The 14,146-nt window shown below is 70.7% G+C and carries 13 protein-coding genes; 5 read left to right on the plus strand and 8 right to left on the minus strand.

What is annotated here, in order from left to right; translation table 11 throughout:
* Window positions 1–94: 94 nt before the first annotated feature.
* From OG905_RS25985 to OG905_RS26000, 4 genes are read right to left on the minus strand one after another with little or no spacing between them, the layout of a single operon-like run.
* A complete protein-coding gene (locus OG905_RS25985) occupies window positions 95–1,255 on the minus strand; it encodes an acyl-CoA dehydrogenase family protein (RefSeq protein ID WP_328677698.1) in 1,161 nt (386 codons plus the stop codon).
* 7 nt (window positions 1,256–1,262) lie between these two features.
* Window positions 1,263–2,201: a hydroxymethylglutaryl-CoA lyase gene (locus tag OG905_RS25990; RefSeq protein WP_328677700.1), complete on the minus strand. Its 939-nt coding sequence runs from the start codon at window positions 2,199–2,201 to the stop codon at window positions 1,263–1,265.
* A complete protein-coding gene (locus tag OG905_RS25995; RefSeq protein WP_328677701.1) occupies window positions 2,198–4,207 on the minus strand; it encodes an ATP-binding protein in 2,010 nt (669 codons plus the stop codon). Before OG905_RS25995 ends, OG905_RS25990 begins: the two co-directional genes overlap by 4 nt.
* A gap of 14 nt (window positions 4,208–4,221) precedes the next feature.
* Complete coding sequence (locus OG905_RS26000; RefSeq protein ID WP_328677702.1) at window positions 4,222–5,838, minus strand: carboxyl transferase domain-containing protein; 1,617 nt, start codon at window positions 5,836–5,838, stop codon at window positions 4,222–4,224.
* A gap of 88 nt (window positions 5,839–5,926) precedes the next feature.
* Here OG905_RS26000 and OG905_RS26005 point away from each other — a divergent pair, with 88 nt between their 5' ends.
* From OG905_RS26005 to OG905_RS26020, 4 genes are all read left to right on the plus strand, one after another.
* Entirely contained in the window at window positions 5,927–6,523 is a 597-nt protein-coding gene (locus OG905_RS26005; RefSeq protein WP_328677704.1) for an SACE_7040 family transcriptional regulator, read from the plus strand.
* A gap of 97 nt (window positions 6,524–6,620) precedes the next feature.
* Window positions 6,621–6,899, plus strand: a complete 279-nt coding sequence (locus OG905_RS26010; RefSeq protein WP_328677706.1) for a hypothetical protein — start codon at window positions 6,621–6,623, stop codon at window positions 6,897–6,899.
* Between the two features lie 127 nt (window positions 6,900–7,026).
* A complete protein-coding gene (locus tag OG905_RS26015) occupies window positions 7,027–7,815 on the plus strand; it encodes a phosphatase (RefSeq protein ID WP_328677708.1) in 789 nt (262 codons plus the stop codon).
* 117 nt (window positions 7,816–7,932) lie between these two features.
* The gene (locus OG905_RS26020; RefSeq protein ID WP_328677710.1) at window positions 7,933–8,274 is read left to right on the plus strand and encodes a helix-turn-helix domain-containing protein; all 342 of its coding nucleotides are present in this window, start codon (window positions 7,933–7,935) and stop codon (window positions 8,272–8,274) included.
* Between the two features lie 6 nt (window positions 8,275–8,280).
* On the opposite strand, the gene tesB is transcribed toward OG905_RS26020, so the two are convergent.
* The 4 genes from tesB to OG905_RS26040 form a co-directional block, all read right to left on the minus strand.
* The gene (gene tesB / locus OG905_RS26025) at window positions 8,281–9,156 is read right to left on the minus strand and encodes an acyl-CoA thioesterase II (protein ID WP_328677712.1); all 876 of its coding nucleotides are present in this window, start codon (window positions 9,154–9,156) and stop codon (window positions 8,281–8,283) included.
* A gap of 30 nt (window positions 9,157–9,186) precedes the next feature.
* The gene (locus OG905_RS26030) at window positions 9,187–10,344 is read right to left on the minus strand and encodes an acyl-CoA dehydrogenase family protein (RefSeq protein ID WP_328677714.1); all 1,158 of its coding nucleotides are present in this window, start codon (window positions 10,342–10,344) and stop codon (window positions 9,187–9,189) included.
* 125 nt (window positions 10,345–10,469) lie between these two features.
* Window positions 10,470–10,940: a hypothetical protein gene (locus OG905_RS26035; RefSeq protein WP_328677716.1), complete on the minus strand. Its 471-nt coding sequence runs from the start codon at window positions 10,938–10,940 to the stop codon at window positions 10,470–10,472.
* A gap of 113 nt (window positions 10,941–11,053) precedes the next feature.
* The gene (locus tag OG905_RS26040) at window positions 11,054–12,550 is read right to left on the minus strand and encodes a PucR family transcriptional regulator (protein WP_328677719.1); all 1,497 of its coding nucleotides are present in this window, start codon (window positions 12,548–12,550) and stop codon (window positions 11,054–11,056) included.
* A 123-nt stretch (window positions 12,551–12,673) separates the two neighbouring features.
* Here OG905_RS26040 and OG905_RS26045 point away from each other — a divergent pair, with 123 nt between their 5' ends.
* A complete protein-coding gene (locus OG905_RS26045; protein WP_328677721.1) occupies window positions 12,674–14,143 on the plus strand; it encodes a sodium:solute symporter in 1,470 nt (489 codons plus the stop codon).
* Window positions 14,144–14,146: the final 3 nt, after the last annotated feature.

Raw genomic sequence — 14,146 nt, forward strand, 5'->3', positions numbered from 1 at the left:
GTCGGCCACTGGGCAGTTCGAAGGTAGGTTAGCCTAACCTCAGCTACTGTCCAGTGGGCGTCCCGACCCGAGCCCGCCCCCCGGGCCGACTGGGTCAGCCCGTAAGCCCCAACTCCCGGGCGATCAGCATCCGTTGTACCTCGCTCGTGCCCTCGCCGATCTCAAGGATCTTGGAGTCGCGCCACATCCGGGCCACCGGATACTCGTTCATGAAGCCGTAGCCGCCGTGGATCTGGGTGGCCTCACGCGCGTTGTCCACCGCGACCGTGGAGGAGTACAGCTTGGCGAGCGCCGCCTCCTTCTTGAACGGCTCGCCCTGGACCAGCCGCGAGGCCGCGTCGCGCCAGCCGACCCGGGCCATGTGCGCCCGCATCTCCATGTCCGCGATCTTGAACTGGATGGCCTGGTTGGCGCCGATCGGCCGCCCGAACGCGTGGCGCTCCATGGCGTACTTCACGGACTCGTCGACACAGCCCTGCGCGAGTCCCGTCGCCAGCGCGGAGATGGCGATCCGGCCCTCGTCGAGAATGCGCAGGAACTGGGCGTAGCCGCGGCCCTCCTCGCCCAGCAGATTGGCCAGCGGCACGCGGACGTCGTCGAAGGACAGCTCACGGGTGTCCGAGGCGTTCCACCCGACCTTGGAGTACGGGGCGGCGACGGTGAAGCCGGGAGTGCCGGAGGGGACGATGATCGAGGAGATCAGCGGCTTGCCCTCGGGCGTGCGGCCGGTGACCGCGGTGACCGTGACGAGGCCCGTGATGTCCGTACCGGAGTTGGTGATGAAGCACTTCGAGCCGTTGATCACCCACTCGTCACCGTCGCGGACGGCCGTGGTCCTCGTGCCGCCGGCGTCCGAGCCCGCGCCCGGCTCGGTCAGGCCGAAGGCGCCGAGCATCTCGCCGGAGCACAGCTGCGGCAGCCACTGCCGCTTCTGCTCCTCGGTGCCGAAGCGGTACACGGGCATCGCGCCGAGCGAGACACCAGCTTCGAGGGTGATCGCGACGGAGGAGTCGACGCGGGCCAGCTCCTCCAGGGCGATGCCGAGGGCGAGATAGTCGCCGCCCATGCCGCCGTACTCCTCGGGGAAGGGCAGTCCGAACAGGCCCATGCGGCCCATCTCGCGGACGATCTCGTACGGGAACTCGTGGCGCTCGTAGAAGTCGCCGATCTTCGGCGCTATCACGTCATGAGCGAACTGCTCCACCGTGCGGCGGAGTTCCTCGTGCTCGGGGGTGAGCCGGTGGTCCAGGGACATGGGGGAGTCACTCCTTGTGGGAGAGGGCACGGACGGTGCGGGAGGGGCTCGGTCGGCCCAGCTGTTCGGCCATCCACACGCTGGTGGCGGTGAGGCGGCCGAGGTCGACCCCGGTTTCGATGCCGAGGCCTTGGAGCATCCACACGAGGTCTTCGGTGGCGAGGTTTCCGGTCGCGCTCTTCGCGTACGGGCAGCCGCCGAGGCCGCCCGCGGAGGCGTCCACGGTTCTCACGCCGTGCTGGAGAGCGGCGAGGGTGTTGGCGAGTGCCTGGCCGTACGTGTCGTGGAAGTGCACGCCGATGGCATCGGTCGGCACGCGGTGTTCGTTCAGGGCGGCGAGCAGGGCCAGCACATGGCCGGGCGTCGCCACGCCGATGGTGTCGCCCAGGCTCAGCTCGTCGCAGCCGAGGTCCATGAGCTGCTTGGCGACGCGGACGACCTGGTGGACGGGGACGGGCCCCTCCCACGGGTCGCCGAAGCACATGGACAGATAGCCGCGGACATGGATCCTGTCGGCTCGGGCCTTGGCGACGACCGGCTCGAACATGGCCAGCGACTCGTCGACGCTGCGGTTGAGATTGCGCTGCGCGAAGGTCTCGGTCGCGGACCCGAACACGGCGATACGGCGCGCACCGAGGGCGGCGGCCCGCTCAAGACCGCGCTCGTTCGGTACGAGAACGGGCAGGGCGACCCCCTCGATGTCGCCGACGAGGGGGAACAGCTGCTCGGCGTCGGCGAGTTGGGGCACCCACTTGGGGTGGACGAAGCTGGTCGCCTCGATCGTGGTCAGGCCCGCGTCGGCGAGCCGGTGGATGAACTCCGCCTTGACCTCGGTGGGGACGACCGTCTTCTCGTTCTGCAGGCCGTCACGCGCCCCGACCTCGTGGATCCGGACGCGGGGCGGCAGATCCTGTGCGGGAACAGCCATGGGCAGCCCGTCGGTCATGCTTCCTCCCTCGGGGTGACGACCGCCAGGATCTGGTCCATGGCGACGGTCGAGCCGGGCGTGACGTCCAGCTCGGTGACGGTGCCGGCGTGCGGGGCGGAGATGACGTGCTCCATCTTCATCGCCTCGACGACGAGGAGGCCCTGACCCGCCTCGACCTCGTCCCCGACGGCGACCTTGACGACGGTGACGGTGCCGGGCATGGGCGCGGCGAGGGTGTCGGCGCCCGCGTGCGCGGCGCCGCTGAGGGACGCCTCGACGGGGTCGTGGTCCTGGACGTGCCACGACTCGCCGTCCCGGCCGAGCCAGGTCCCCTCCGGGGAGGGGGCGTGGGCGAAGGTGTGGGTCGTGCCGTCGAGTTCGACGGTGACGTGGCCTGCGGCGGCGTGGACGAGCCGGGTGCGCCGGATTTCCCCCGCACCGGGCAGGAGTTCCGCGTCCGTCGTTGTGCCGCGTACGCGAATCGCCACCGGATCCTGGCCCGGCACGCGGAAGTGGTGGACCGTCCAGGCCGGTACGCCGCCCAGGCGCCAGCCGTTCTGGACGCCGAAGGGGTCCGTCCAGCCACCGGCAGGGGGGAGGTCCTGTTGGGCCACCAGCGCCGCCGCCGCGTACACCTCCTCCGGGACCCCGTCCACGACCAGGCTGTCCGCGTCCCGTTCCACCAGGCCGGTGTCCAAGTCGCCCGACACCACGGCCGGGTGGGCGAGCAAACGCCGCAGGAAGCCCGCGTTCGTCGGGACTCCGAGGGTGACCGTGTCCGCGAGGGCCGCACGCAGCTTGCGCAGGGCGGTCGCGCGGTCGGGGCCGTACGCGATGACCTTGGACAGCATCGGGTCGTACAGGCTGGAGACCTCCGCGCCCTGCGTGAGACCGGAGTCGGTGCGCACGCCGTCGCCCTGCGGCTCGTGCAGGGCCAGAACCGTACCGCCGGAGGGCAGGAAGCCCCGGGAGGGGTCTTCCGCGCAGATACGGGCCTCGATCGCGTGGCCCGTGAGGGTGATGTCGTCCTGGACGAAGGGCAGTTGCTCGCCCGCCGCGACGCGGAGCTGCCACTCCACCAGGTCCAGGCCGCCCCCCGCAATCGACACAGCCAGCTCCGTCACCGGGTGCTCGACCTGGAGGCGGGTGTTCATCTCCATGAAGTAGTACGAGGACGGGTCGCTGCCCGGGACGATGAACTCCACCGTGCCCGCGCCCACATAGCCGCAGGAGAGGGCCGCCTCCACGGCGGCGGCGCCCATCGACGCACGGGTCTTCTCGTCCAGCAGGACGCTCGGCGCCTCTTCGATGATCTTCTGGTGGCGGCGCTGCAGCGAGCACTCGCGCTCGCCGAGGTGCACCACGTTCCCGTGCCCGTCCGCGAGGACCTGGATCTCGATGTGCCGGGGCCGGTCGATCCAGCGCTCCACGAGCAGGGTGTCGTCGCCGAAGGAGGCCCGCGCCTCGCGCCTGGCCGCCGCGATTTCGTCGAGGAGTGCCGACTCCACGTGCGTGAGCCGCATGCCCTTGCCGCCGCCGCCCGCCGAGGGCTTCAGCAGCACGGGCATGCCGATCTCCCGGGCGGCGTCGGCCAGTTGGTCGTCGCTCAGGCCGGATCCCGACGAGCCCGGAACCACCGGGACGCCCGCCGACCGCACCGTCTCCTTCGCTCGGATCTTGTCGCCCATCAGCGAGATCGCCGATGCGGGCGGCCCGATGAAGGCAAGACCGGCGTCGGCGCAGGCCTGCGCGAAGCCCGCGTTCTCCGCGAGGAAGCCGTAGCCGGGGTGGACCGCCTCCGCGCCCGTGCGGGCCGCGGCTTCGAGCAGGCGCTCCACACAGAGGTAGCTCTCGGCGGCGGCCGGCGGGCCGATGCGGACCGCGGTGTCCGCCTCCCGTACATGCCGGGCGTCCGCGTCCGCGTCGCTGAAGACGGCGACCGAGCGGATGCCCATCGCGCGCAGCGTACGGATGACGCGCACCGCGATCTCGCCTCGGTTGGCGACAAGGACTGTGCTGAACATCGTCATGGTCCGTCTCACATCCGGAAGACGCCGAAGGCGGGGTCGGTCAACGGGGCGTTGGCGCAGGCGGTGAGCGCGAGGCCGAGCACCTGGCGGGTCTCCAGGGGGTCGATCACGCCGTCGTCCCAGAGCCGGGCCGTCGCGTAGTAGGCATTGCCCTGGGATTCGTACTGGGCCCGGATCGGCGCCTTGAAGGCTTCCTCCGCGTCGGCGGGCCACGCCTCGCCGCGCCCCTCCAACTGGTCCCGTTTCACGGTCGCCAGCACGGAGGCAGCCTGCTCGCCGCCCATCACCGAGATCTTGGCGTTGGGCCACATCCACAGGAAGCGCGGCGAATAGGCACGGCCGCACATCGAGTAGTTTCCCGCGCCGTAGGAACCGCCGATGACGACGGTCAGCTTCGGCACGCGCGTGCATGCCACGGCCGTGACCATCTTCGCGCCGTGCTTGGCGATGCCGCCCGCCTCGTAGTCCTTGCCGACCATGAAGCCCGAGATGTTCTGCAGGAAGAGCAGGGGGATGCCGCGCTGGTCGCACAGTTCGATGAAGTGGGCGCCCTTCTGGGCGGATTCGGAGAACAGGATGCCGTTGTTGGCGACGATGCCGACCGGGTGGCCGTGGATCCGGGCGAAGCCGGTGATCAGGGTCTGCCCGAACTCGGACTTGAACTCCTGGAACCGGGACGCGTCGGTGATCCGGGCGATCACTTCCCGTACGTCATAGGGGGTGCGGGAGTCCACCGGCACCGCGCCGTACAGACCGGCCGGGTCGACCTTCGGCTCCTCCGCCGACTCGACCGACCAGGGAAGGGGGCCGCGCTCGGGCAGCGTCGCGACGATGTTCCGTACGATCCGCAGCGCGTGCGCGTCGTCCTCGGCGAGATGGTCGGTGACGCCGGAGATACGGGAGTGGACCTCGCCGCCGCCGAGCTCCTCGGCCGTGACGACCTCGCCGGTCGCGGCCTTCACCAGCGGCGGGCCGCCGAGGAAGATCGTGCCCTGGTTGCGGACGATCACGGCCTCGTCGCTCATGGCGGGCACATACGCCCCGCCCGCCGTGCAGGAGCCGAGGACGGCAGCGATCTGGGGGATGCCCGCGCCGGACATCCGTGCCTGGTTGTAGAAGATCCGTCCGAAGTGCTCGCGGTCGGGGAAGACCTCGTCCTGCATCGGCAGGAAGGCGCCGCCGGAGTCGACGAGATAGACGCAGGGCAGCCGGTTCTCCAGGGCCACCTCCTGGGCGCGCAGATGCTTCTTGACGGTCATCGGGTAGTACGTGCCGCCCTTGACGGTGGCGTCATTGGCGACGACGACCACCTCGCGGCCGCTGACCCGCCCGATCCCGGCGATCACTCCGGCGGCCGGTGCCTGCCCCTCGTACATCCCCTCGGCGGCGAGGGGAGCGAGCTCCAGAAAGGGGGAGCCGGGGTCCAGGAGGGTGTCCACCCGGTCGCGCGGCAGCAGCTTTCCGCGCGCGGTGTGGCGTGCGCGGGCCTTCTCACCTCCGCCGAGACGCGCGGCGGCGAGCTTGGCGCGCAGGGCGTCGGCCAGCTCCTGGTGCGCCGCCTCATTGGCCTGCCAGGCCGGGGAGGCGGGGTCTGCCGCGCTCGCCAGCACGGGTGCCTGCTGCATCGCTCGAGCTCCCTTGCTCGGTTAATGAGCGTTAACGTGTTTCCTCTAGGTTAACGAGCGCTAACAGCCCTGTCTAGAATGAATTCCCATGAGCACCAGGACGGCGGCCCCGACGCGCCGCGAGCAGATCCTCAAGGAGGCCGCGCGCCTCTTCGCCGAGCGCGGCTTCCACGGGGTCGGTGTCGACGAGATAGGAGCTGCCGTCGGCATCAGCGGGCCGGGTCTCTACCGCCACTTCGCGGGCAAGGACGCGATGCTCGCCGAGCTGCTCGTGGGCATCAGCGAACGGCTGCTGAGCGGCGGCCGGCTGCGGGTCGAGGAGTCCGCCGCCGACCCCGAGGTGCTGCTCGCCGCACTCATCGACGGGCACATCGACTTCGCGCTCGACGACCGCCCACTCATCACCCTGCACGACCGGGAGCTGGACCGCCTGCGGGAGAGCGACCGCAAGCTGGTGCGGCAGCTTCAGCGGCAGTACGTGGAACTGTGGGTCGAGGCGGTCTGCGCGATGTACCCGGCGCTCGCCGAGGCGGACGCCCGGGCAGCGGTCCACGCGGTCTTCGGCCTGCTCAACTCCACTCCGCACCTCGGCCGCCCGGACGCCCGCCCGGGCCGTGACGCGACGGCGGACCTGCTCCACCGCCTGGCCCGCGGGGCCTTCGCGGCCGCGGCGGACGGCGCCTGAGGCGCCCTGGCGTACGCGAAGGGCACATGTACAGTCCCAATCTGCGCCACGACCGGCGCAGCGAGGCCTGACCAGCCTTGTCGACAACGGGGGTTTCATGTCAGAACACATCAGGCCCGACCGCCGGGAAACGATCGAGCGGAACCTGTGGGCCGCGCCCGCGATGTTCGTCGCCGTGTCCTGGGCCCTGTTCCAGAAGGGCGATGCCTCGTCCGCATCGACTGTCGCCTGGATCATCTACTCCGCGGGATGGATCGCCGCCCTGGGCCTGCTCGGCAGGTCTGCCGGGCAGCGCAGAAATCCCGGTGTCGGGGCGGTGTTCGCGTTCGGGCTCCTCGTCGTCATGGGCGTCCTGTTCTGGGCGAACCACGGGTGACGCACGCCTGAACTTCCGGCCGGGCGGCCGCTCCCGAGGGGCGGCCGCGCCTGTGAGTGACGCGATCGGCACGTCCAGCGTTCGGGACGCCCGGCACGCCGTGTGCGCCTGACGGCACAATGGGCGCATGCCGATACCCAGCCGTGCCGCCCTTGTCGACCACCTCGTCCGCACACGTATCGCCGGAGATGTCGCCACACCCCGCGACAACAACCTCTCCCACTACCGCAAGCTCGCCAACGGCGACCGTCACTTCTGGCTGGGTCTCGAGCTCGGGGACCGCTGGACCGACGAGCAGGACGTGCTCGCGGTCATGGCCGAGCGGTGCGGGGTCAACGACGATCCCGAGCACCGGACCGGACAGGACACCATCGACCCGGAACTGACCGTCGACGCCCTGGAGCGGCTCGCGGCGCGGTTGCGCAAGGCGGCCGCCGGTCAGGAGCGGGTGCTGTTCGCGACCGGCCATCCCGGTGGTCTCCTCGACGTGCACCGGCAGACGGCCGACGCGCTGCGGGCCGCCGGGTGCGAGATCGTACGGATTCCGGGCGGTCTCATGGCCGACGAGGGCATGGTCTTCCAGTTCGCGGACGTCGCGATGCTGGAGCGCGGCGCGACCCTGTGGCACACACACTCCCCGGCGCCCATGGCCGCGATCCTGGACGGCCTGGAGCGCGAGGGCAGACCGCAGCCCGACCTGGTGGTGGCCGACCACGGCTGGGCGGGCTGCGCGGGACAGCGCGGCCTGGACTCCGTCGGATACGCCGACTGCAACGACCCCGCGCTCTTCATCGGCGAGGCGGAGGGCACGCTCCAGGTGGCCGTGCCGCTGGACGACCACGTCACGGACCCGCGCTTCTACGACCCGATGACGGCGTATCTGCTGGACGCGGCGGGGCTGACGTCCCGGGCCTGAGGGCGGGCGTCAGTACGGGTTCCGGGAGTCACCCGGACGGTGGACTTCGCTCGCGATCGATACCTCCATATGCGGGGTTAGCCATACGTTCGACGCTACGGACGTAGGGAGCTCCAGATGACCAGTCACGCGCGATGGAAGCTCGCCCGCAACAAGCAGATCGCCGAGGGGATCAGCGAGGGCCCCGAAGTGGAAAGGATGCGCGAGGAGATCCGGATGGCTCTTTACCTCGGGCAGGCCGTCTACGACCGGCGTACCGAACTCGGCATGTCCCAGACCGAGCTCGCCAAGCGGGCCGGCATGACCCAGCCGCAGATCTCCAAGCTGGAGCTGGGCGGAACCATGCCCACGCTGCCCCTGCTCGCCCGGCTGGCACGTGCCCTGGACGCGGCCCTCAGCCTGGAGCTGGACGGGGACACCTCGCGGGTCGCCTTCACCGCGCACGTGCCTGCCGCCTGACCGCCCTCAACCGCGGGGGACGCGAACGACGCCTTCCTGGATGACGGAGATCGCCAGCCGGCCGTCCTGGGTGTAGATCCGGGCCTGCCCCAGACCCCGGCCGCCGGATGCCGACGGGGACTCCTGGTCGTAGAGCAGCCATTCGTCCGCCCTGAAGGGGCGGTGGAACCACATCGCGTGGTCGAGCGACGCGCCCACCACGTCGCCGACCGCCCAGCCGCCGCGGCCGTGCGCGAGCAGCACCGAGTCGAGCAGCGTCATGTCGGAGACGTAGGTGGCCAGGCAGACGTGCAGCAGCGGATCGTCGGCGAGCTTGCCGTTGGCCCGGAACCACACCTGCGAGCGCGGCTCGCGCGCCTGGCCCACGGTGCCGTACGGCGGTTCGTCGACATAGCGCAGATCGATAGCGGCGCGCGCCTGCAGCAGGCGGTCCACGGTGCCTGGGTCGACGAAGTCCTTCGCGTACCTGGGCAGGATCTCCGCCGCCGTCGGCAGGGTCTCCGGGGCGGGTGCGGGCGGCATCGGCGCCTGGTGTTCGAGGCCTTCCTCGTACGTCTGGAAGGACGCCGAGAGGTGGAAGATCGGCTGCCCGTGCTGGACGGCGACGACCCGGCGGGTGGTGAAGGAGCGGCCGTCGCGGATGCGGTCGACCGTATAGACGATCGGCACGCCGGGGTCGCCCATGCGCAGGAAGTACGCGTGCAGGGAGTGGGCCGTGCGGTCGTCGGGGACGGTGCGGCCCGCGGCGACGAGCGCCTGGGCCGCGACCTGTCCGCCGAAGACGCGGGGGACGATCGCCGAGCGGGACCGTCCCCGGAAGATGTCCTGCTCGATCTGCTCCAGGTCGAGCAGATCGAGCAGTTCGTCAAGTGCTTCGCTCATGAGGAGAAGGTAGTTGAGAAGCCAACTGCCTTACAGGCCCATGTCCTTGGCGATGATCGACTTCATGACCTCGCTGGTGCCGCCGTAGATGCGGTTGACGCGGTTGTCGGCGTAGAGGCGGGCGATCGGGTACTCGTTCATGTAGCCGTAGCCGCCGTGCAGCTGGAGGCACTTGTCGATGACGCGGTGCGCGACCTCGGTGCAGAACAGCTTCGCGGACGCGGCCTCGGCGGCGGACAGCTCGCCCTCGTCGATGGCGTCCATCGCGCGGTCCACGACGGCCTCGGCCGCGTCGACCTCGGCCTTGCAGGCGGCCAGCTCGAACTTGGTGTTCTGGAAGGAGGCGACGGTCTTGCCGAAGACGGTGCGCTCCTCCACGTACTGCTGGGCGAACCGGACGGCGGCCTTGGCCTGGGCGTAGGCGCCGACGGCGATGCCGAGACGCTCCTGCGGCAGGTTCTGGCCCAGGTAGTAGAAGCCCTTGTTCTCTTCGCCGAGCAGGTCTTCGACCGGGACCTTGACGTCGACGAAGGACAGCTCGGCGGTGTCGGAGACCTTCAGGCCCAGCTTGTCGAGCTTGCGGCCGACGGTGTAGCCCTCGGACTTGGTGTCGACGACGAAGAGGGAGATGCCGTGGCGGCGGTCCTCGGCGCTGGGGGCGTCGGTACGGGCGCAGACGATCACGCGGTCCGCGTGCACGCCGCCGGTGATGAAGGTCTTGGCGCCGTTGAGGATGTAGTGCGTGCCGTCCTCGGAGAGCTTGGCGGTGGTCTTCATGCCCGCGAGGTCCGAGCCGGTGCCGGGCTCGGTCATGGCGATCGCGTACATGGTCTGGCCGGTGACGAAGTCCGGCAGCCAGCGCTTCTTCTGCTCGTCCGTGGCGTATGCCTTGAGGTAGGGCAGGCAGAGCATCACGTGCACGCCGCTGCCGCCGAAGGACACGCCCGCGCGGGCGCACTCCTCGGCTATGACGGCCTCGAACTTGAAGGTCTCAAGACCCGCGCCGCCGAACTCCTCAGGCACCTCGATGCCGAAGACGCCCAGCTCGCCGAGCTTGTAGTAGAAGTCGCGGGGCGCCTGGCCTGCCGCGTACCACTCGTCGTAGACGGGGGTGACCTCGGCCTCGATGAAGGCGCGGATCGTCTCGCGGAACGCCTCGTGGTCCTCGTTGTAAACGGTGCGGCGCACGGTCGACGCCTCCTTCGGGGTGCTGGGCAGATGTCTAAGCGCTTGCTCAGTACTAAGTTACCCGGCAGTCGCATGTGCTGTCCAGAGTGATGATGAGCACGCTGCGCTGTCCCCCAGGGCGGGCGTCAGGCGGCCGCCCGGCCCGGCTGAGAGGCTTCGCCCTCGTACGCCGCCAGCGCGGCCTGGCGGCATTCCAGCAGCTCGCGCAGGTCCTCGGGGGTCAGCTGCTCGTGCGCCAGCTTCAGGCCGGCCCTGCCCTCCAGGTCGGCCCATGCCCCGCGGGCGCGCTTGTTGGCGATGCGCCTGGCATCGCTCCGCAGGAAGCCCGCCCCGGCCGCGAATCCGGCGGAGGCCAGGGCGATCAGCGCCGCGGGGACGCGTGCGTCTGCCGTCGCCAACCCGGCGGCACCCGAAATGGCAGCGAGCAGAGCCCCGGGGAAACCCAGCGCGATGTGGGCCTTCGTCCAGAACTCCGCCCGCTGGTTGGCGAGTTGCCGCTGCCGCGTCGCCTCGTCGCGCAGACGCTCGATCTCGGCGCGCAGGCGGCGCGAGGGCTCATCGGCGGACGGGCGCGTGGAACCGGCGGTGGTGGTCATGTCTCGATTCCAACACGCCTTCTCCTCCTGGGACTTGAGGTTGTGGCGACAGCTTTCGAGACCGGCATTGGTGGGCTCCCGCCAGAACCGTCCGCCCCCCGAACGCCGGTCACTCAGCCGTGCCGCAGCGCGAACCACAGCTCCATCCGTACGTCCGCGTCGTCCAGGTCCTCGTCGAGGAGCGTCTGGCATCGGGCGATGCGCTGGCGGACCGTGTTGCGGTGGATCTCCATCGCCGCCGCCGTGCGGTCCCAACTGCCGTGCAGGGAGAGCCAGGTGCGCAGCGTCTCGACGAGGGCGGGGGAGTCCGCGAGGGGCGCGAGGCGGTGGCGGGCCTCGTCGAGCGAGACGGGGGCGGTATCCCGGTGGCGGACCAGGGCCTTGCGGGTGGCCGTGGCGCGGCGCACCGCCCTGGCTGCCTGCGCGTCGGCCGCGGCCAGCTCCTCGGGGAGCGCGGGCGCGCTCACGCCCAGCGTCCAGCCGGGCTGTGCGCCGACCTCGCGCTCGGCGGGGAGCAGGACCCGTACGCAGCCGTCCGCGTCCGGATCGACCAGCGCGCTGCCGAACGCCGCGCCCAGTGCCGTCGCCGCGAAGGGGCTGTCGTCGCCGCCCTGCCCATGGACCACCGTCCAGGGCCCCGGTCCCAGCAGTGGGGCGGTCTCGGCAGGGCTCGCGCCGAGCAGCATGCGTACGAGGGCGGCGCTGCGGCCCGCGGCGTCGGCGCCCTGGTGCGGGGCTGTGAGCAGCGAGAGCAGGACGACGGCGACCCCGGCGACCGTGTGGTCCCCCGCCTCGCGGGCGGGCGCCGCGAGCCCGAGGACGAGGCCCCGGCTGCCGCCGAGGGCGTACGCGGACAGGTGGGAGACGGCGGTCGGGGCGGTGCTCCCGGGCCCTGCGGATCCGGCGGCCCCGGGCTCCGATGCCGGTGGCGGCGACACCGTGTCCGTCGCCGATGCGGGAGTCGGGCGCGGCGACTGACCCGTGCCCGGGCTCACCACCCGCGCCAGCCGGATCACCCCCGCCCTGGCCTCGGGTGACGGCGCGCGGCCCGACGACGACAGTTCCATGCCCTCCGGGCCCAGCAGGACGGCCCAGCCCTCCAGCCGTACCGCCAGCTGGTGCAGGACCGCCGGGACCGGGTCCGGGCGGGCCGCCGCCGCGGCGAGGCCCTGCTGGGCCTGGGTGACCCGGCGCAGTTCCCGGTGGCGGGCCTCTGCCATCAGCCGCCACACCGCCCGAGCCACCGCCGTGAAGGTCGTCTGCGGCGGCACCTCGAGCAGCGGCAGCCCATGCCGGTCGCACGCCTCGATCAGGCCGGTCGGCACCGTGTCGTACACCGGCGCGAGCCCGAATCCGAGCGCCGTCGCCCCCGCCTGAACGATGCGCGAGACATACCGGTCCGGGTCCTTCAGCAGTACCCCCGCGCTCAGCAGCAGCTCACCGCCGAGCAGATAGGGATAGGGATCCGCCATCTCGGAGGTGTGCACCATGTGTACCGCCGCGCCCGCCTCCACCGGCCCGGCGATCTGGCGCAGACCGAGATCCTCGCGGGCCAGCAGTGCGACGAGTGGGATCGGCGGGGTCGGTGGGGCTGCTGCGGTCTCCGGCATGGACAGTCCATCCATCGGCGGCGTGAAGAATGGATAAAACGTACACTTCAGCGCTGCATTCCAGCCACCTACCGTCATCGCACAAGACCTGAGGACCCGGGGGACGAGACGGAAGGAAAGCCGATGGCTGTCGACTATGCAGTAATCGTCGTCTACCTGGCCGGCATGCTCGGCATGGGCTGGTGGGGCATGCGGCGCGCCAAGTCCAAGAGCGAATTCCTGGTCGCGGGCCGCCGCCTCGGGCCCGGCATGTACTCCGGCACCATGGCAGCCATCGTCCTCGGCGGCGCCTCCACCATCGGCGGCGTGGGCCTCGGTTACAAGTACGGCCTCTCCGGCGCCTGGATGGTCTTCGCCATCGGCCTCGGCCTGCTGGCCCTGTCCATCTTCTTCTCCGCGCGCATCGCCCGGCTGAAGGTCTACACCGTCTCCGAGATGCTCGACCTGCGCTACGGCGGCAAGGCCGGTCTCATCTCGGGCGTCGTGATGTGGGCCTACACCCTGATGCTCGCGGTCACCTCGACCATCGCCTACGCCACGATCTTCGACGTCCTCTTCGACATGAACCGGACCTTCGCGATCATCCTCGGCGGCTCGATCGTCGTCGCGTACTCCACCCTCGGCGGCATGTGGTCGATCACCCTCACCGACATGGTGCAGTTCGTCGTGAAGACGGTCGGTGTGCTGCTGCTCCTGCTGCCCATCGCGGTCGTCAAGGCCGGCGGCTTCGGGGCGATGAAGGCCGCGCTGCCGACGGAGTACTTCGACCCGCTGGGCATCGGCGGCGAGACGATCTTCACGTACGTCCTGATCTACACCTTCGGCATGCTGATCGGCCAGGACATCTGGCAGCGGGTGTTCACCGCCCGCAGCGACAGGGTCGCGCGCCACGGCGGCACCGTCGCCGGTACGTACTGCCTCGTCTACGCTCTCGCCGGCGCCGTCATCGGCACCGCCGCCAGGGTCCTCTACCCGAAGCTGTCCAACGCCGACGACGCCTTCGCGACCATCGTCAAGGACGAACTGCCCATGGGGGTGCGCGGTCTGGTGCTCGCCGCGGCCCTCGCCGCCGTCATGTCGACGTCCTCCGGAGCGCTGATCGCCTGCGCGACCGTCGCCAACAACGACATCTGGTCGCGGCTGCGCGGTCTCGCCTCCCGGGGCGGCGGCGACCACGACGAGGTCAAGGGCAACCGCGTCTTCATCCTGATCATGGGCGTCGGCGTCATCTGTACCGCCATCGCGCTGAACAACGTCGTCGAGGCGCTCACCGTCGCCTACAACCTGCTCGTCGGCGGACTGCTCGTGCCGATCCTCGGCGGCCTGCTGTGGAAGCGCGGGACGGTGTACGGCGCACTGGCCTCGGTGATCGTCGGCGGCGTCGCGGTCATCGGTCTGATGGCCTCGTACGGGATCCTCGCCAACGAGCCCATCTACTACGGCCTGCTCCTGTCGCTCGCGGCGTATGTGATCGTCTCGCTGGCGACCAGGCCGACGGACGCGGCGATCCTGACGAACTGGCGCGAGCGTCTGGCGGGCCGGGGTGCCGAGGACGAGGAGGCCGCCGCCGAGCCCGTGGCTGTACCGAGCTAAAGT

The organism is Streptomyces sp. NBC_00322, assembly GCF_036147535.1.
Classification (GTDB): Bacteria; Actinomycetota; Actinomycetes; order Streptomycetales; family Streptomycetaceae; genus Streptomyces.